The sequence below is a fragment of the Pseudomonas sp. PDM21 genome (assembly GCF_014852505.2).
GTDB lineage: Bacteria > Pseudomonadota > Gammaproteobacteria > Pseudomonadales > Pseudomonadaceae > Pseudomonas.
The window spans coordinates 3,938,062-3,956,909 of the sequence record NZ_CM181223.1 but is presented as its reverse complement, the minus strand read 5'-3'; the positions used below and the strand labels follow the sequence as shown (position 1 = coordinate 3,956,909).

General features: G+C 66.0%; 13 protein-coding genes. 6 read left to right on the top strand and 7 right to left on the bottom strand.

The genetic code is table 11. The annotated features are described in order from the left end of the window. The first annotated feature begins 18 nt into the window (after positions 1-18). The 5 genes from IB275_RS18025 to IB275_RS18005 all read left to right on the top strand — a co-directional run bounded on the left by IB275_RS18025 (position 19) and on the right by IB275_RS18005 (position 6,396). Entirely contained in the window at positions 19-1,377 is a 1,359-nt protein-coding gene (locus IB275_RS18025) for a DUF1329 domain-containing protein (RefSeq protein ID WP_192294745.1), read from the top strand. A 345-nt stretch (positions 1,378-1,722) separates the two neighbouring features. Beyond that, positions 1,723-2,640 (top strand): LysR family transcriptional regulator, encoded by a 918-nt coding sequence (locus tag IB275_RS18020; protein WP_138216980.1) that lies wholly within the window; start codon positions 1,723-1,725, stop codon positions 2,638-2,640. Between the two features lie 109 nt (positions 2,641-2,749). Then, positions 2,750-3,958, top strand: a complete 1,209-nt coding sequence (locus IB275_RS18015; RefSeq protein WP_192294744.1) for a M20 aminoacylase family protein — start codon at positions 2,750-2,752, stop codon at positions 3,956-3,958. Continuing rightward, positions 3,955-5,229 (top strand): MFS transporter, encoded by a 1,275-nt coding sequence (locus tag IB275_RS18010; RefSeq protein WP_192294743.1) that lies wholly within the window; start codon positions 3,955-3,957, stop codon positions 5,227-5,229. The genes IB275_RS18015 and IB275_RS18010 overlap by 4 nt, the downstream gene beginning before the upstream one ends. Before the next feature lie 57 nt (positions 5,230-5,286). Continuing rightward, complete coding sequence (locus IB275_RS18005) at positions 5,287-6,396, top strand: M14 family metallopeptidase (RefSeq protein WP_192294742.1); 1,110 nt, start codon at positions 5,287-5,289, stop codon at positions 6,394-6,396. On the opposite strand, the gene IB275_RS18000 is transcribed toward IB275_RS18005, so the two are convergent. The 6 genes from IB275_RS18000 to IB275_RS17975 all read right to left on the bottom strand — a co-directional run bounded on the left by IB275_RS18000 (position 6,366) and on the right by IB275_RS17975 (position 13,369). After that, on the bottom strand, positions 6,366-6,881 hold the full coding sequence (locus IB275_RS18000) for a GNAT family N-acetyltransferase (protein ID WP_192294741.1): 516 nt from the start codon (positions 6,879-6,881) through the stop codon (positions 6,366-6,368). The genes IB275_RS18005 and IB275_RS18000 overlap by 31 nt on opposite strands. A 96-nt stretch (positions 6,882-6,977) precedes the next feature. Then, entirely contained in the window at positions 6,978-7,157 is a 180-nt protein-coding gene (locus tag IB275_RS17995; RefSeq protein WP_024762799.1) for a hypothetical protein, read from the bottom strand. A gap of 165 nt (positions 7,158-7,322) precedes the next feature. Then, entirely contained in the window at positions 7,323-7,769 is a 447-nt protein-coding gene (locus IB275_RS17990) for a hypothetical protein (protein ID WP_081518247.1), read from the bottom strand. A 329-nt stretch (positions 7,770-8,098) separates the two neighbouring features. Then, a complete protein-coding gene (locus tag IB275_RS17985; protein WP_192294740.1) occupies positions 8,099-9,892 on the bottom strand; it encodes an acyl-CoA dehydrogenase family protein in 1,794 nt (597 codons plus the stop codon). A gap of 229 nt (positions 9,893-10,121) precedes the next feature. Further along, the gene (locus IB275_RS17980) at positions 10,122-11,489 is read right to left on the bottom strand and encodes a DUF1329 domain-containing protein (protein ID WP_192294739.1); all 1,368 of its coding nucleotides are present in this window, start codon (positions 11,487-11,489) and stop codon (positions 10,122-10,124) included. Positions 11,490-11,512: 23 nt separating this feature from the next. After that, positions 11,513-13,369, bottom strand: a complete 1,857-nt coding sequence (locus IB275_RS17975) for a DUF1302 domain-containing protein (protein WP_192294738.1) — start codon at positions 13,367-13,369, stop codon at positions 11,513-11,515. 269 nt (positions 13,370-13,638) lie between these two features. Here IB275_RS17975 and IB275_RS17970 point away from each other — a divergent pair, with 269 nt between their 5' ends. Further along, positions 13,639-16,044 (top strand): helix-turn-helix transcriptional regulator, encoded by a 2,406-nt coding sequence (locus tag IB275_RS17970; RefSeq protein ID WP_192294737.1) that lies wholly within the window; start codon positions 13,639-13,641, stop codon positions 16,042-16,044. Here IB275_RS17970 and IB275_RS17965 read toward each other — a convergent pair. Beyond that, positions 16,041-18,632 (bottom strand): winged helix-turn-helix domain-containing protein, encoded by a 2,592-nt coding sequence (locus IB275_RS17965; protein ID WP_192294736.1) that lies wholly within the window; start codon positions 18,630-18,632, stop codon positions 16,041-16,043. The genes IB275_RS17970 and IB275_RS17965 overlap by 4 nt on opposite strands. Between the last annotated feature and the right edge of the window lie 216 nt (positions 18,633-18,848).

The following is an 18,848-nucleotide window of genomic DNA, read 5'->3' as shown; positions in this document are numbered from 1 at the left end:
GCCCCCTGAGGTAAAAGCATGAACAACAAACAATGGTTGCAGGCCGGCTGCCTGACGCTGAGCCTGCTCGCCGGGCAGGTCATGGCCGCGGTCGGCGCCGACCAGGCCGCGCGCCTGGGCAATGAACTCACCCCGATTGGCGCCGAGAAGGCGGGCAACGCCGACGGCAGCATCCCGGCCTGGACCGGTGGCCTGGCGCTGAACGCCGGCAAGGCCGATGCCGGCGGCTTCCTCGCCGACCCCTATGCCGCGGACAAGCCGCTGTTCACCATCACTGCGCAGAACGCCAGCCAGTACCAGGACAAGCTCACGCCGGGGCAGCTGGCGATGTTCCAGCGCTTCCCCGAGACCTACCGCATTCCGGTCTACCCCAGCCACCGTAGTGCGAGCTACCCGCAGGCGGTGATCGACGCGGCGAAGAAGAACGCCACGGCGACTTCGCTGGCCGAGGGCGGCAACGGGCTGACCCATTTCAGCATGACCATTCCGTTCCCCATCCCGCAGAACGGACTGGAAGTGATCTGGAACCACGTCACCCGTTACCGGGGCAACGCGATGCTGCGCACCACCGCGCAGATGAACCCGCAGACCAACGGCGCCTACACCATCAGCTACATGAAGGAGCAGTTCGCCTTCCCATTCGGGCTCAAGGACTACGACCCGGCGAAGATGGACAATATCCTCTACTACTTCCGCCAGGAAATTCTCTCGCCGCCGCGTCGCGCAGGCAGCGTGATGCTGGTGCTGGAGACTATCGACCAGGTCAAGGAACCGCGCATGGCGTGGATGTACAACGCCGGCCAGCGCCGCGTGCGCCGTGCCCCGCAGGTAGGCTACGACAGCCCCGGCGCGGAAGGCATGCGGACCTACGACGACTTCGACATGTTCAACGGCGCACCGGACCGCTACGACTGGAAGCTGGTGGGCAAGAAAGAGCTGTACATCCCCTACAACAGCTTCGCGCTCGACTCGCCTGGGCTGAAGTACGACGACATCGTCAAGCCCGGCCACCTGAACCCGGACCACACCCGCTACGAGCTGCACCGCGTGTGGCACGTGGTGGCGACCCTGAAGCCGGGCCAGCGGCATATCTACAGCAAGCGTGACCTGTACATCGACGAGGACAGCTGGCAGATCGCCGAGGCTGACGCCTACGACGGCCGTGGCAGCCTCTGGCGGGTGTCCGAGGGCCATGCGCGGCCGTTCTACGACCAGCAGTTCACCTGGCTGACGGCGGAGACCCACTATGACGTGCTGTCCGGCCGCTACACGGTGTCCGGCCTGCGCAATGAGGAGAAGAGCAGCTACGACTTCGCGGTGAAGGCCAGCAGCAACGACTTCACCCCCAACGCCTTGCGCGCCACCGGCATCCGCTGACGGCGGACCCGACTCGCGCTCACCGGCGCTCCGATGTGTTTATCAGCGGCCTTCGGGCCGCTTTTTTTGTGGGTCGCGCGCCCACCTGCAGGAGCGGGCCATGCCCGCGAACCCGTCCGCAAGCTCAGGGGCAACAGGCGTGACTCGTCGTAGGGTGGGTGGAGCGCAGCGATACCCATGCTGGCAATGCACGAAACTCCCATAAATGCCCACCGCCTGAATCAGCCGGCAAAAACACCCCCGCGACCCACCAGTCCACCCGCGTTTACCAACCGTTACTCACGCCGGCCTCGATTTTGCTTTATGTTCCGACCTGTTACCGATCCCCGAGCCGACGACCACTCCATGAAGTTGCATCAACTCCGCGCCATCGTCGCCATCTGCGAAAGCGGCAGCATCCAGGAAGCTTCGCGCCTGCTGCACATCTCCCAGCCCGCCCTGTCCAAGAGCATCAAGGAGCTGGAGGCCGAGCTGGGCGTGCCGCTGCTGGTACGCTCCAACCGTGGCATTACCGCTACCGAATACGGCGAGCGCCTGGTGCGCCGCGCCCGCCTGGTGGTGGAGGAAGTGCGCCGCGCGCGGGACGAGATCGAGACACTGAAGGGTGCCATGGATGGCCGCGTGGCCATTGGAGTGTCACCGGTGACGCCCAGTCAGCAGTTCGCCGCCAGCCTGCTGCGTTACCGCAAGCGCTACCCCAAGGTGCAGCTGCAGATCAACGAACTACGCCCGGCCAAGCTGCTCGAAGGCCTGCGCGAAGGCCAGCTGGACCTGGTGCTGACCTCGCAGCCGTCATCGCGCAACGTCGACGGCTTCCACTGGCAGGAACTCTATGCCCAGCCCACCACGCTGGCAGTGCGCAAGGGCCACCCGCTGCGCAACGCGCGGTCGCTGCACGAATTGCTCGACGAGGAGTGGCTGGTTCCCGACTCGCTGGACGTTTCCCTCGCCGGGCAGATGTTCGAGCAGTACCAGGTGCGCCACCCCGAGCGCGTCATCGAGTGCGCCTCGGTGGTGCTCTACGCGGAACTGGCGGCCAACACCGACGCGGTGAGTTTCTGGTCGCGGCGGGTGTTCGACCTGCCGATCATTGCCGGCACCCTGGAGGCGCTGGACATCGCCGAGACTGTGCCGGGAACCGACATCTCGCTGGTCTGCCGCCCGCCGGAACTGATGACCCGCGAGGCGCAGACCCTGGTGGACGAACTGGTCTACGCCTTCAAGGGGCCGCACCTGCGCAAGGCCGACGGCAAGGCCGATTGAAAGCAGGCGTCGATAACCAGCCTTGATAAGCATGCGCGAAGGTCATTATTCAGCGCCTCGCGCGTGGGGCATCCTGCCGGCCACATCAGAACAATGAGCAGGATGCGGCATGAGTCAGCACCCCCTTACCCAGCACGAGACAGTCGAAAGACTATTCGCTTCCCAGGAAGCCTTCGCCCGGATTCGCCGGGACCTTCACCAGCATCCCGAGCTGGGCTTCGAGGAGGCGCGCACTGCCGCCATCGTTGCCGGCTACCTGCGCGAATGGGACTATGAAGTCCATGAGGGCGTGGGTGGCACCGGCGTGGTCGGTGTGCTGCGACAGGGCAGCAGTGCGCGCAGCATCGGCATTCGTGCCGACATGGATGCATTGCCTATCGACGAAGCCAGCGGCGTACCTTACGCCAGCCAGCACGCCGGCCGCATGCACGCCTGCGGACACGATGGCCACACTGCCATCCTGCTCTGCGCCGCCCGCGACCTGGCCGAGCAGCGCCACTTCGACGGCACCCTCAACCTGATCTTCCAACCCGCCGAGGAAACCCTGGGTGGCGCCGTGGCAATGATGGACGACGGCCTGTTCGAGCGTTTCCCCTGCGACGCGGTGTACGCGCTGCACAACGCGCCGGGCCTGCCGGTGGGCTGCTTCCTCACCCGCGAGGGCGCGCTGACGGCATCCTCGGACCGCGTATCGATCCGTCTGACCGGCGTCGGCGGCCATGGCGCCATGCCGCACCTGACCAAAGACCCGATTGTCGCCGCCGCCGAACTGGTGCTGGCGCTGCAAAGCATTGTGGCGCGTAACGTGCCGTCCACCGAAGTGGCTGTAGTGACCGTGGGCATGCTCAAGGCAGGGGAGGCGGCGAACGTGATTCCCGACCATGCCGACCTGCGCCTGAGCGTGCGCGCCACCAAGCCGGAAGTGCGTGAATTGCTCAAGCGACGCATCGGCGAGATCAGCCGTGGCGTCGCCGCCGTGCACGGCATGGAACTGCACTACGAGTACGAGGAGCTGGTGCCGGTGCTGGTCAATACGCCAGAAGAAACCCGCCTCGCGCGCCAGGTGCTGACCGAACTGGTCGGCCCGCAGCGCCTGCTGTCCGAGATCCCTTCGGGCTTCCTCGGCAGCGAGGATTTCGCCTGGATGCTGGAGCGCCGCCCCGGTTGCTACATCGCCCTGGGCAACGGCAACAGCGGCCCCAGCGGCTGCATGGTCCACAACCCCGGCTATGACTTCAACGACGGCGCCATTCCCTTCGGCGCGGCGCTCTGGGTGCGGCTGGTGGAGACTTCTCTGTCGAGAGAGGAGCAGGCATGAAACAGCGCACCGTAGTCCTCATCCTGCTGATGCTGGTGATGGTCATCAGCGTGCTGGACAAGACCATCTTCGCCTTCGCCGGCGCGCAGATCATCGACGAACTAAAGCTCTCGCCAACCGAGTTCGGCTTCATCGGCAGCGCGTTCTTCTTCCTCTATTCGATCTCCGGCGTGCTGGTGGGCTTCCTCGCCAACCGCTTCCCGACACGCTGGATTCTCGCCGGCATGTCGGTGGTCTGGATGGCCTCGCAACTGCTGGTGGCGCTGTCCAGCGGCTTCGCCGCGCTGGTCGCCGGGCGCCTGCTGCTGGGCGCCGGCACCGGGCCGGGCACGGCGGTTACCCAGCACGCCTGCTTCAAGTGGTTCGGCCCGAAGGAGCGTGTGCTGCCCTCGGCGCTGATCCAGGTGTCGATCATGCTCGGCGCGGTACTTGGCGCGCTGAGCCTGCCGCTGGCGATCCAGCACTTCGGCTGGCGCACCGCGTACTTCCTGCTGGCGCTGCTCGGGCTGGTCTGGCTGGTCGTCTGGCTGATCTTCGGCCGTGAAGGCCAGCAGACCGAGGAAGAGGGGCCGGGGTCGTCACTGCGCCTGCCGTACAGCCGCCTGCTGCTCAACCGCAGTTTCATCTGGATCACCCTGATGGGCTTCCTCAGCTACCTGCCCACTGCGCTGGTGTACAGCTGGGTGCCGGTGTACCTGCAGAAGGGCCAGGGCATGACGCCCATGCAGTCGGGCTACACGGTGATGGTGGTGACGGTCGGGGTGATCCTTGCCAACCTGCTGCTCTCCACGCTCTCCCAGCGGGCGATGAAGCGCGGAGCCTCGGTGCAGCGCGCCATGGTGCTGCCGCCGATGGCCTTCGCAGCGGTCGCCGGTGTTGCTTTCTGCGCGCTGACCCTGCTGCACGGCGATCGGGTGGCGATCCTGGTGCTCTACGCCCTGGGCGCGATCCTGGTGAACGTCCTGCCGACCTTCTGCAACACCCTGGTCGCCTACATCGCCCCGAGTGCCCAGCGTGGCTCGATGCTGGCCATTCACATTGGCGGCATGACCAGCGCCGGCATGCTCGCGCCCTGGATCGTCGGCCAACTGGTCGAGTTGCGCGGCGGTGACATCGCCCATGGCTTCGAGACGGCGCTCGGCCTGTTCGGCGTGCTCACCGTGGTCGGTGCCATCCTCGGCTGCCGGATCATCGCCCCCGAGCGCACCCGCCAGTCCTTGCAGGGCGAGCACAGCGAAGCGCCGCTGCCCGGTGCGGTCGGCCACGCCTGATACTCCCCGAAGGGCCCGCCCAGCGGGCCCTGCAACATCCAATCATCCGGAGCGGTGATGAACCCGTCTGCCTGTTTTTCCCAGAGCTACGCCGAAGCGCGTGGCAAGTTTCTCGCCGCGTGCCTGTCCGCCGGCCTGGTCGTCGAATCCCACCGCCACCCGCTGGCCGGCCGCGATGGCGAGCCGCTCGCGCTGGACGTGGCGCGCAGTGGTCCGCGCGATGCGCAGAACCTGCTGATCATCAGCAGCGGCTGCCATGGGGTGGAAGGCTTCTGCGGCTCGGCGGTGCAGATTGCGCTGCTCAATGATCCCGACTGGCTGGAGCAATGTGCCAAGGCCGATTGCGCAGTGCTTTACCTGCACGCGGCCAACCCCTACGGTTTTTCCTGGTGGCGGCGCTGGACCCACGAGAACGTCGACCTCAACCGCAACTTCATCGACTTCTCCCAGCCGCGCCAGCGCAACCAGGCCTACGCGGCGCTCGACCCGATCCTGATCCCGCGCCGCTGGCCGTCCTTCGCCAGCCACCTGCGCCTGCTGCGCTACGCCATGCGCCACGGCCGCAAGCAACTGCAGGCAGCCATATCCAGCGGCCAGGACAGCCATCCCAACGGCCTGTTCTACATCGGCGCCAAACCGACCTGGAGCAACCAGGCTGTGCGCCAGGTGCTGCGCCAGCACGCCCGGGACTGCGCACGACTGGGCTGGATCGACGTGCACACCGGCCTTGGGCCCAAAGGCCACGGCGAGCGCATCTATGTGGGCGGGAACGATCCGCAGACGCTGGCGCGCACGCGCCGCTGGTGGAGCGATGAGGTGACTTCGGCGCACGAAGGGGGATCGGTGTCGGTGCAGCTGCAGGGGCAGATGATCCTCAGCGCTGCGAGCGAGTGTCCGCAGGCCGAGCTGACCGCCATCGCCCTGGAGTTCGGCACGCTGCCGGGGCTCAAGGTGCTCAAGGCGCTGCGCGCGGACCAGTGGCTGGCCAACAACCCCGGCGTACCGGCGGAGAAAGCCCTGCGCATCCATCGCCAGCTGCGTGATGCCTTCTACGTGGACGAGGACGGTTGGAAGCGCCAGGTGCTGGAGCAGGCCGGCGAAGCGGCACGGCAAGCCCTCGCCGGTCTGGGCGAAGCTCAGGCGGCGCCGGTTCGCGCGTCCAGGTAACAGATCGTCGTGCGCCGCGACCCATTGGGGCGGCGCTGCGGGTCGGCGAAGGTTTCCAGCTCGTCGAAGCCGGCCTTGCGCATCATCCCGGCGGAGCCGGGGTTCTCCTCGTGGCGCTCGATGTAGATGTCGGGCAGGCCACGGGCGAGCAGATCGGCAATGGCCGCGCGCAGCAGGCGCGTACCCAGGCCGCGCCCGGCTTCGCTGCGATGCACCGTGGCCTCGGCGATATAGGCGTGACGCGGGCGCCCTTCGTGCTGGAAGCGGCCGAACGCAGCGCTTTCATGGAAGGTCACCAGGCCGCGCAGCTCATCGCCATCCACTGCGACCAGCGCCCAGACCGTCCCCGCGGCGATGCCCTGGAAGTGCTCGCGAACCGGACCTTCGGGCAGGAAGTTCCAGTCGTTGGGGCCGTGCTCGAAGATCAGGTCCAGCATGGCCGGAACGTCATCGGCGGTGGCGGGGCGAATCTGCAGGTCGGCCATGGTGCTTTCCTTGAAGTCGGGACGAACGACTCTAGCCACGGTCGATGCCCGGTTGCAGGCACAGTGGCGCAGGAAAACTGTACGGGTGGGTGCGGATCAGCGGCCGGGCAGCATCGGCGTCAGGTGCAGGATGTTCAGCAGGTGCGGAACGCGCAGCGGGTAGCAGGCCTGCAGGCGCACGCGCGCCTCGGAGAGGGTCATCTGACGGGAAAACGAGCGCAGCACGGTCTTGCCCAGGCAGTGACCGTCCTGAAAATGCACGAGGAATTCATTCATGGCGAAGCGACAACGAGGAAACACGCACGAGGTGGCGCACAGGGCGCGAATAATAGCGACTTCGACGCGTTCATCGTTGCCATAAATCATCCTTTGCAGGAACTGTCCGACGGAACGCTCGTTCCGCCACCGGCCGAACCGACGGCCGGCAGCGTCGGAAAAGGCCTATAGCCCAGAAGCATGCTCGTAAGAGTAGTCCAGGCGCAGCACGTTGTAGTCCAGCCGCATGCCAAAGGCGTGCATGAAGAAGGCTTCCAGCTGCAGCTCCAGCGAGCGCGAGGTCAGCGTCGCCAGGCGCGCACCCTGGCGACGCGTGCGGCGGTTCACCGCTGTGAACTCCTCATGGACTATGCCCTGGGCGGCCGGGTCGGCGATCAGTCGGTAGCAACTGTCCGGAAGGTCATCGCGCTGGGTAGCGCTAAGGCTGAGTTCGGGGTGGCCGTCAGCGTTGGTGATCAGTTCCACGCTACAGCGCAGGCCTCGGTCGCGGGCGAAGCGCGAGGCCTCTTCGAAGGCCGGCAGGGCCTTCTGCAGGACCTGGATCTCGAAGGCGAGGAGGAATTGCTCGTCGAATTCGACGTCCTGGGTGTTCCGGGCTGCCTGGTTCAACATCGCCGGCATCTCCTGTGTCGATGAAACGAGAAAACTTTCGTAAGCGAGTCGGGATCGCCAAAGTTTCGTCATCGCGGCATTGCAGGACACAACGCACACACAGTCGGCCAGCAATGCCATTTGCCTGAACGAAAGGCCATCTCACTGAAGCGGCGGACGACTGTCAACGAGCATTCCTGCATAACGGCGCCCCCCTGCAATAGCCAAGCATGCACACGCCTGGGGCGCGGCCTGTTGTTGCCACCGCCGGCAGGATCGAAGGCAGGTGTAAAGCTGTCGTTACGGATGGCGCCCGCCCGCCGAGACTTCGGACGGGCGGGCATGTCCGCTCAGAAGGCGAAGTCCTCCATCGCCAGGGCAGCGTCGCCACCCTCGACAATGGCCTGCGCCAGACCCGGCGCGCGGGTGAGGAAATGCCCGGCATAGAACTGCGCAGTACGCAGCTTGGCCCGGTAGAACGCGGCGTCGCCGCTGTTGCCGGCCAGGCGCTCGCGGGCCACCTGGGCGGAGCGCGCCAACTGCCAGCCGCCGGTGACGATACCGAACAGTTCCAGCAGCGGCACCGAACCGAGCGCCACCTGGCGCACATGCTCATCGTAGTGGTTCACCACGTAGGTCACCGCGTCATCCAGGGCGTTGATCGCCGAGAACAGACGATGACGAATCGCGGCCAGTTGCGGGTCGTCGTCCGGTAGCGCCAGTTGCGCTTCACGCAGGCGGGCGATCAGGGCGAAGGCGGCCGCGCCCTTGTCGCGGGCAATCTTGCGACCGATCAGGTCGAGCGCCTGGATGCCCGTGGTGCCCTCATAGATCGGCGTGATCCGAGCGTCGCGCAGATGCTGGGCGGCACCGGTTTCCTCGATGAAGCCCATCCCGCCATGGACCTGCACGCCGAGGGAGGCGATGTCCACCGCGCTTTCGGTGCACCAGCCCTTGATCACCGGAATCATCAGGTCGACGAAAGCCTGCCGTTCACGGCGAACGGCTTGGTCGGGATGGGCATGGGCCAGGTCGGTCGCCAGCGCCACTTCGCAGGCCAGCGCGCGCATGGCCTCCACCCGTGAACGCATGGACATGAGCAGGCGGCGCACGTCGGGGTGGCGAATGATCGCGGCCTTTTCACGGCCCGGTACGCCAATCTCGGTGCCCTGGATGCGCAGCCGGGCATAGGCCACCGCGCGCTGGTAGGCTCGTTCGGCCAGGCCGATGCCTTCGATGCCAACGGAGAAGCGCGCCGCGTTCATCATGATGAACATGTACTCCAGGCCGCGGTTCTCTTCGCCCACCAGCCAGCCCGTGGCGCCGCCCTGGTCGCCGAAGGCCAGCACGGCGGTCGGGCTGCCGTGGATACCGAGCTTGTGCTCGATGGAGACGCAACGCACGTCGTTGTGCTCGCCCAGGCTGCCGTCGGTGTTCAGCAGCACCTTGGGCACCACGAACAGCGAGATGCCTTTCACGCCATCCGGCGCGCCCGGTACACGGGCCAGCACCAAGTGGACGATGTTGTCGGTTAGGTCGTGCTCGCCGTAGGTGATGAAAATCTTCTGCCCGAATACCCGGTAACTGCCGTCCGCCTGCGGCTCGGCGCGTGTACGCACGGCGGCGAGGTCTGACCCGGCCTGGGGCTCGGTCAGGTTCATGGTGCCAGTCCATTCGCCGCTCACCAGTTTCGGCAGCCAGGTCTGCTTCAGTTCATCCGAGCCACGCAGATCGATGGCCTCGATGGCGCCACGGGTCAGCATCGGGCACAGGCCGAAGGCGACGTTGGCGGCGTTCCACATTTCCTCCACCAGCGCCGAAACCAGTCGCGGCGCGCCCTGGCCACCGAAGTCCGGCGGGCAGGAGAGGGCGTTCCAGCCGTTGTCAGCGAATCGTTCGTAGGCCTCGCGCCAGCCCTCGGCCGTGCGCACATCGCCGTCCTTCCAGCGTGCTCCCTGGCGGTCGCCAACGACATTCAGCGGCGCCAGTTCGCCCTGGGCGAAGCGCGCGGCCTCGTTGAGGATGGCGTCCACCAGCTCGGCGTTCATCTCTTCCTGGCCGGGCAGTTGGTTCAGCCTGTCGAGCAGTTGCAGGTCACGCAGGACGAACTGCATGTCGCGCAGTGGGGCGATGTAGTCACTCATGTTGGAACTCCTGTGCAGCCAACGGCGCGGCCTGATTGTGCGAAGTGCGCCATTGAAGCGAGGCGGGCGCAGTGCCGCGCCCCTCTCTTCGAGTGGGCGCCACTTCAAACAGGGTCATGCAGTGGACCTGTCCTGGGCGCTGGAAGTTTTGGTATCGATGTGCGGAAGAGCGGGGAGGGTTGAAGCGAAAACGGGAAAAGGGCGCCCGTTGAGGGGCGCCCGATGGTGCTCAGCGGATGCCGGAGTTGCGCAGGGCGGCAGGGGTGAAGTCCGAAGCGGTGTACTTCATGTCGTAGCGGGTGCCTTGCTTGGCTTCGTTGATCAGGTTCATCGCCAGGTAGCGGCCGGCGATCAGGTCATAGAGCGTCTGCGCGGCGTACAGGGCGACGCCCTGCTGATAGTCGTTCGCCTGGTGGCCTTCGGCTACGCGCCAGAGCTGGCCGCGGCTGTCGTAGTGATCGACCTCGGCGAGCATCCAGGTGTCCTCGTCGAAGTACATGTGGCGCTTGGCATAGACGTGGCGGGCGCCGGGTTTCAGGGTGCCTTCCACTTCCCAGACTCGGTGCAGCTCGTAGCGGGTGTGCTCGGGATTGATGTGGCCTGGGCGAACGATGTCGGCCAGCTTGAGTTTCGGCGACATCAGCTGGTAGCTGTTGTACGGAATGTAGATTTCCCTCTTGCCGATCAGCTTCCAGGTGTAGCGGTCCGGCGAGCCGTTGTAGAGGTCGGAGTTGTCAGCGGTGCGCATGCCGTCGGCGGCGCTGCCCGGACCGTCGTAGGCCACTTCCGGAGCGCGGCGAACGCGGCGCTGGCCGGCGTTGTAGGTCCAGGCCTGGCGGGGTTCCTTGATCTGGTCGATGGTCTCGTAGGCGAGGTTCACGGTGCCGGTGAGACGCGACGGGGCGATGATCTCCTGCTTGTAGTAGTAGAGGATGTTCGCGCTCTTGGCCGGGTCGACATCGCTCATGAACTGCGGGAAGCCGGTGTTTTCCTTGAAGCCCACGGCGGTGAAGTCGCCATTCACCTGTGGCACGACCTGGGCGCTGTAGCGTTCGAGGCTGGTGCCGCGGTAGCGACCCTCGTGGTTCCAGACCACTTCCACGCCGCTCTTGGGGATGGGGAAAGGCGTGTAGCGGGTCTCGAAGTGGGCCAGGGCGTTGCCGTCGTTCGCCAGCTCCACCTGTGTTGCGCCCTTCTTGATGGCGTCGTAGACCGCCTGCGGCGCCGAGGCGCTGCGGTGAGTGGGATAGACCGGGATCTTGTAGCTGTCCGGGTAGCGCTTGAACAGCGCGAGCTGGCCGGGCGTCAGCTTGTCCTTGTACTGCTCGGCGTTCGCCGCAGTGATGATGAACAGAGGCTTGTCGCTGGCGAAGGGGTCGCCGAGGAAGCCGTTGTCCACCGGCGCGGCGCCGGGCTTCAGGCCGCCGGTCCAGGCGGGAATGCTGCCATCGGCGTTACCAGCTTTCTCTGCGCCGGTCGGGGTCAGTTTGGCGCCGCCGAGTTGTTCGGCCTCCTGAGGAGAAATGGCGGCCAGCGCGCCACTGGCCAGCAGGGACAGCGCCAGTGCGCCGCCGCCGAGGGTGAGGTGCTTCTTCATGGTGTGCGTCTCCGTGATGATCGTTAGAAGTTCACGCCCAGGCTCAGCGAGACGAAGTCGCGGTCGGTCATCGTGTTGTATTGGCCGTCGAAGTAGGTCGTGTAGTTGACCGCAGCGGTGTAGGTGTTCTGGTAGTCGGCGTTCAGACCGAGGCTGGCGGCCTTGGCACCTTCCTCGAAGTTCGGCCCGGTGCCTTCCACGTCGTGGGACCAGGCGAGGTTGGGTGAGAGGTTGATGCCGGCGATGGCGTTGGGGTAATCCAGCTGACTGCGGATGCGGTAGCCCCAGGAGTTGGCGGTATAGAAGCCGTGGCTGTTGCACTCTTGCGCGGGATTGCTGGCGTTGGGCAGGCCTACGTTGGTGCCGCGGCAGGTGGCGGCACCGGTAGCACCGGGCAGGATGCCGGAACCGAAGGCGGGGCTGCGGCCGAAGCGCAGATCGGTTCCGTCGGTATCGCCCAGGCCGTTGATACGGTTGTAGCCCACTTCACCGACCACGGTGAGGCGGTCGGCACCCAACACCTGGTTGAACAGCTTGGTCACTGTGGTCTGCACCTGCAGCACCGGCTTGCGGTCGTAGCCGTTGATCGTGTCACCGGCCGGTGTGCCGCTGGAGAAACCGGTGGTGAACAGCGGGGACGGCGAGCTGCGGCCGACCGGGGTCAGGGTGGCGCTGACCAGATCGGCGGTGTTGAGTTGCAACGGCATATTCGGCCGGTAGCTCAGTTCACCGCCCCAGGAAACGCCCGCAAGGTTAGTCGCGAAGCTCAGGCCGTAGAGACGGATGTCCTCGGGGTAATCGATGAAGTACTTGGCGTCCCGGATCGAGGCCAGGGAGTTGGCAGCGCTGGCACTGGGGTTGGTGGTGCGCACGGTGCTGAGGAACGGGCTGCGGCTGTGGTACTTCATGGCGTAAGCGCCAAACTCGGTTTCGTTCAGCTCCGGCACGAACCAGCGCAGGGCGAGGCCGTACTGGCCGCTGTCGCGCGGATCATTGTCCTTGGCGCGGGGGATGTAGGCGTCGTCGCTCATTGCCGCCAGGGCGGCCGCGCCACCGGTGTTGGTCGCGTCACCCGGGGCCAGGTCATAGCCGGCGGTGACGAGGCGGTCGTCGCAGCCTTTGGCCACGCCGTCGGCGCCGAAGAAGGTGCCGCAGTTGTCGGTGACGGTCTTGTCCCATTTGAACTGGTAGAAGGCTTCGGCGGTGATGTTCTCGGTCAGCCCCTGGGAGACGTAGAACATCTGCACCGGCACCAGACCCTCCTTCACCTCTGAACCGGGGCGGCGCAAGGCGGCGACGTCGAGCGGGTTGATCGAGCTGATGCCGTTCTGGATGAAGGTGCTTTCGCCCCAGTTCACCACCTGCTTGCCAAGTCGGACGTTGCCGGGCAGGTCGCCGAGGTTGTAGTTGTGGTAGACGAAGGCGTCGAGGAACATCGCCCCGGAGCTCTTGGCGGCCTGGTCGCGGCCGTGGTCGTCGATGTCGTAGAAGTGCTGGTGGCCGTCCTTGAGTTCGAAGTCATACCAGTACTTGCCACGCAGGAAAGCGCCGCTGTCCCCGTATTTCAACTCGAGGTCGTGCAGGCCCTTGACGATGGTCGAGATGTTCTCGCCGCTCTTGAAGTTCAGGCGGTTGTCGTCGGTGGTGCGAGAGGAGGACTTGCCGCCGTGCACGCCCATCGAGTTGTTGTTCGAGATGAACTGCTTGTCGGGCGCGGTGGTGGACCAGCTGGTGCCGAAGGTCAGCGACGAGTCGAACTTGCCTTCGATTTCCCCGATGTTGAAGTCGACAGCTCCGGCCTGCGAGCCGCAGGTCATGGTGACGGCGATAGCCAGGAGGCGCGGCTGGAACGCGCCGCTCTTTGTTGTTCTTGTAGTCATGCGGTACTCCAATGAAACGCTTGGTGAGTCAGTGGAGTGGCCATGCTAGGGAGTCGAGTGAGGGGCCTGAATTGCCTGTTCAGGTAATTTCGCGGATTACCCGGTGTGCCGGAGACCTGTGGGTGTCGCTGAAGTGACTGGAGCCCGGGCGCCTGAGTAGAGAAAGGTAACTAGAGCTGTCACCGTTCGGATCGAATACCTCGAATGGTTGATGGTGCGACGTCGCAAGGCTGGCAAGGATCGACTGACAGTCAGTCCGGTGTCCGCTCATGACGCTTTCCAGCCTCCTGCCCCTGAAGGTTTCCAGCCCGGCCATTCATCTGCCCCGCGAGCGTCTGAGCGGGCAGGTGCTGGCAGAGCACCGGCTGTGTCTGCTCGAAGCACCGGGCGGCTTCGGCAAGACCGCCTTGCTGCGCGAGAGCCTGGCGCAGCTGCCGGCGGACACCCGCTATGCCTGGCTCGCCCTGCATGGCCGGCCGGTGTCGCCGGCGCAGCTTTCCGGGTTGCTGGCGCGCCAGCTGGGCCTCGGCCGGGAGGCCGCGCCGGAGGTCCTGCTCGATTGCCTGCGCCACGCCTCCGCGCCGCTGTATCTCATCCTCGACGACTATCCGGCCCAGGCATCAGAACTGGATACCTGGCTGATCGGCCTGCTGGAAGAGGACGCCCCCGTGCGCTTCTGGGTCAGCGCTCGCCAGCGTCCGTGCTGGCCGTTGGCGCGGCTGTCGCTGGAAGGCGACGTCATCGCGTTGGGGGCGGACAGCCTGGCGCTCACCCGTGAGGAATTCGCCCGCCTGCTGCCGCTGATTGCAGGCAGCCAGTCCGAGGACTTCGCCGATGAACTGTGGGAGGCCACGCTGGGCTGGTGCGCCATGGTGCGGCTGGGATTGCAGGGAAGGGATGATCCGGTCCGGCCGCCGGTGCTCAGGCGCCGCGAGTATGTTCGCGATGATCTCCTGTCGCGCCTGAGCGATGCGCAGCGACACATGCTCCGCGGCATTGCGCACCTGCCCAGGGTGTCTGCCGCCTTGTGCGCAGAGTTCTGGCCGGAGCTGGATGCCAGCCGGCAGTTTGCCTCGCAGTTGCTCTCTCTGGGGATGTTGTCACCCCTGGACGCCGAGGCACGCTGGTGGCACCTGCATCCTGTGGTCGCGCGGGCGCTGGCCGATGAGTTGCCACCCCGCGAGGCCCGACGTCTGCGCCTGCAGGCCTGTCGCTTGCTGCGCGAAGCCGGCTTCGTCGGCGATGCAGTGGAGCTGGCACTGCAGGAAGGGCAGGTGGATACCGCGGCCAGCTATATGGAGCGAGTTCCGTTGGCCTGGCTGTTCGCCGGCCAGCACCTGCACAGCTGGTTGGGTTGGCGCGAGCGGCTTTCGGCGAACCTGCTGGAAAGCACGCCTTTTCTTATCTACCTCAATGCCCAGGCACTGCTCATTGGATGGCGGCTGGATGAGGCGCAGGCCTGCATCGATCGCCTCGGCTGGCAGCTGCCGCAGCCCTGCGCACAGCATCAGCGGCGCATGCTCGCCAACTGGGAGGCATTGCAGGGCACGCTGTTCGGACTGCAGGGACATGGTGAGCGAGCGCGGACACACTGCCGGTCCGCCCTGGAGGACCTCGATTCACGGGATTGGCATTCGATCCACCTGTGCTACTCGACACTGGCACGCATCGCTCTGTCGCAGGGGCAGGTCGAGCAGGCCGAATCCCTGCTCGGCAAGGTGGTGGGCCTGGCGCGCCGGCAGGGTTGCCTGGCCAGCGAGGTGCTGATCGACACCGATCGGATTCGCTTGCTGATCCTGACCGGAGAGTGGTCGCGGGCGGAAGAAGTGCTCAGTCTTGATTTCGAACTGCTCCGCGACCACGACGCGGAATACCCACTGTTGCTTGGCAGGCTGCTGCTCCTGCAGGCGGAACTGGCAATTCTCAATGGTGATGCGGAGCGGGGTGAATCGCTCTATCGACGCGGATTCGGCTATGCACGTCGCTGCAGTGATCCTTTCATCCTGCATGCCGGCCTGGGGCTTTCGGAGGCGGCGATCTACCGAAGCGACCTGATCCAGGCCGAGGCCCATCTGCTTGAAGTTCGCCGGCATCTGGAGTGCCTGCGGGCGGACGAGTTGTGCTATGAGCCAGTGCTCGGCGTGCAGGCATTGCGGGTCATGGCCCGTCAGCAGCGCTGGCCGGAGATGCTGGGGCGCGCCCGGCGTGCAGTTGAAAAACTGTCAGCCCCGGACGTCCTGCCGCCGCTGAATGCACCTTCGTTGCGCTATCGGGCCCAGCAGTTGCTCGCTCTCACGCTCGAAGGGCTGGGCGACAGAGCCGCGGCGCTGGAGGCTTCGCGCCAGTGGCGGGAAACCTGCGAGCGGCTGGGGTTTGCCGGACTGATTCGCACGCGACCCGAAGCCAGTCACTTGGCACGAGCGGGCTGCCTGGAGTCGAGCTGGGGCAGCGTCGCTGAGCTTCCGGATGCGACCCTGGCGCGGGTGCTCACGCCACGGGAGATGGGCGTGCTGAGGCTGATGGCCGAGGGCCTGACCAACCAAGAGATCAGCGGGAGGCTGTTCATCTCGCTGAACACGGTGAAGGCCCACACCATTCACATCAATCACAAGCTCGGTGTGAAGCGCCGGACCCAGGCGGTCCGGCGAGCGCGCGAACTGGGCCTGCTGGCCTAGTCGATCAGGCGGCGAGCGCGGGCGATGGCGATGACTTCAGTACGCCCTTCGGCGCCGAGCTTGCCACTGATATTGCGCAGGTGAGTCTTCACCGTATGCAGTGACAGGCACAGTTGGTCGGCAATGGTCTGGTTGCGTCCGCCTCCGGCCAACAGGCGCAGTACGTCCAGCTCGCGGGGGCTCAGTGTCGGCGTGTCGTCACTGTCGCCGCCTCCGGCCTGGCCGGCTTCCTGTAGCAGGCGGTGGAGGAAGTCTGCGGAAACATCCAGGCTGCTGCAGGCTGGCCCCAGCTTGACCATCCACTGTCGCAGCAGTTGGGCGAGGCGGTCACCTTCCTCGCGGAAGGTCTGGACGAAGCCTTCACGGCTGGCCCATCGCAACGCCGGCAGCAAGGTGTCGAAGGCATCGTCCTGCCTGCCCAGGCCGTCCAGCGCCATCGCGAGCAGCAGGTGCAGTTTCAGCGCCCGGCGCTGACGGCCTCGCTGTTGTGCCTCTTCCAGGGCCCTACGCAGGTCGGTGATGGCGGGCGCGTACTCGCCACGGGCAATGCGCCAGCGTTGCCGACCGATGAACAGGGTATCGACGTCGCAGCTGTAGAGCGCGATGCCTGGCTGGTCCCAGCCATTGTTGAACTCCGCCGAACGCAGCGCCTGGGCGGCCTGGTCCAGATGGCCCTCCATCGTGGCAACGCGCGCGCGCTCCAGCCAGGTGGCGCAGAGCAGACGGCTCGGGCCGCCCTGGCGACCCAGTTGTTCAAGGCCAGCCAGATGATGCATCCATGCGGCGCGCTCGCCTTTCATGCCGGCGATGCGCGCGAGCGTGATGTGGCTGGTGATCAGGACATCCGGCCCGGCGCTGAGGGCTGCGGATAGTGGCGTCTGGGTGAGGATGTGCCGAGCCGGATCGAGTTCGCCGGACTCGTAGAGCGTCAACGCGCGCATGGTATCTACCGAGATGCGTCCGGCCAGCCATTGTTCGTTGGAGTTCTGCAGATGGTGGTGGGCCGCCGCATCTACGCGTGTACGGGCGGCGAGGAGATGTCCTTGCAGCAGATCGATCACGCTTTCGATCACGTCGGACACTGACTGGACCACCACCATCGCCATTTTTCCCGCGCATTGCGCCAGCTGGGCCAGCACCTCGCGGGCTGCATCGGGCTGATCCATGGCGACCAGACAATAGGCCAGGCAGCCGCCGAGCAGGCCGCGATGGTGCGATTGCACCTGGGGCAGGCTGGCGAACAAGGGGCGGGCAGCGGCGCAAGCCGCGTGGAGTTGATCGCTGAAGGCCAGCAGCAGGCAACGGATGATCTCGCTCTCGCTGGTGCGCGGATTTCGCTCGACCACTTGCAGCGCCTGCTGGTAGCGGCGCGCCATGAGCAGCGTCCAGGCGTGCACCAGCGCCAGGCGCGGGCGCTGGTCGATCTGCGCTGGCGGCAGCTGGTCCAGGCACCGCAGCAGAGCGCGATAGCGCCCGCTGTCGAGGAGGGCATCGAGGTGGGCTTCCAACTGGTCGATGGCGGCGCTGGCGTCATCCACCTGCAGCAAGTGTTCGATGGCTGCCAGCGGCGAGCCGTGGCGAAGCTGCCAGTCGGCGGCTGCGCGGTGCAGTGGTCCGAGCAGTTCCGGGTGACGGCGGGACAGCACATCGCGGAGAAAACCGGCGAACAGCCGGTGGAAGCGGAACCACTCGCCATGCCCGTCCAGGGCGATGAGGAACAGGCCCTGGCGCTGCACCTGTTCCAGCAGGTTGGCGCTGTTCTCGCCCCCGCAGACCACGTTACAGAGTGGCGCGTTGAAGCGATCGAGCAGGCTGGCTCGCAGGAGGAACCCGCTCATGGCGGGCGGCAACCGGTCGAGGATGTCTTCGGTGAGGTACTCGGCCAGTTCGTGCTGCGATCCGCTGAAGGTGGCGACGAAGGCGCCGGGGTCGCGACGATCCTGCAGGGACAGCGCGGCCAGATGCAGGGCCGTGATCCAGCCTTCCGTGCGTGTGTGCAGCGTCTGGATGGCGTGTTCGGAGAGGCTCGAGCCCAGCCGGTCATTGAGGTACTGACGGGTTTCGGCGAGCCCGAAGCGCAGGGTCTCGGCGGTCAGTTCGAGCAACTCGCCGCGAGCCCGAAGGTTGCCCAGTGGCAGGTTCGGCGTACTCCGGCTGGCGATGACCAGCTGGCTGCCGGTGGGAAAGGCCTCCCACAGGTCGCGCAGCAGCTCCAGGGCCTCGGCGGATTGCAGCACTTCGAACTCGTCGAGGAACAGGGTGTGGGGCTTGCCGGTGGCTGCCAGGCGCGCCATGAGCTGTTCCAGCTCGGTCCGGAAGGACGTATCCGCTTCGACGGTCGGCGTCCTGTCGCCGAGCAGTTCCCGCAGGCCCAGGGACAGGACTTGGGCCAGCTGCCGTGCATCGTTGTCGCTGGAATCGAGGCTCAGCCAGGCGCACCCCTCGCGGGAGGCGAACAGCTGAGCCATCAAGGTGGATTTGCCGAAACCGGCCGGCGCGCGGATCAGCACCAGACGGGCACTTCGCCCTTGTTCGATACGAGCCAACAGGTGGCTGCGCTGCAGTTGAGCCTTGACCTTCGTGGGCATCTGAAGCCGACCCGAGAGCGCTTCGATACCGTTCGCCGATGCCGCCCCGCCGCCCGATCCGGCCGGGTCGATGGGCTTTCGCACCAATAGCGTCAGGAGGGGCTGCTGCTCGGCCATGAGGTAGGGCTCCGACAATCCGAATCAGGGGCTGCGCGCAGTGTGCCACGCGGCTCGAACCTTGCCACGGGAAGAATCAACCTGCCTCAGCCATTCGAG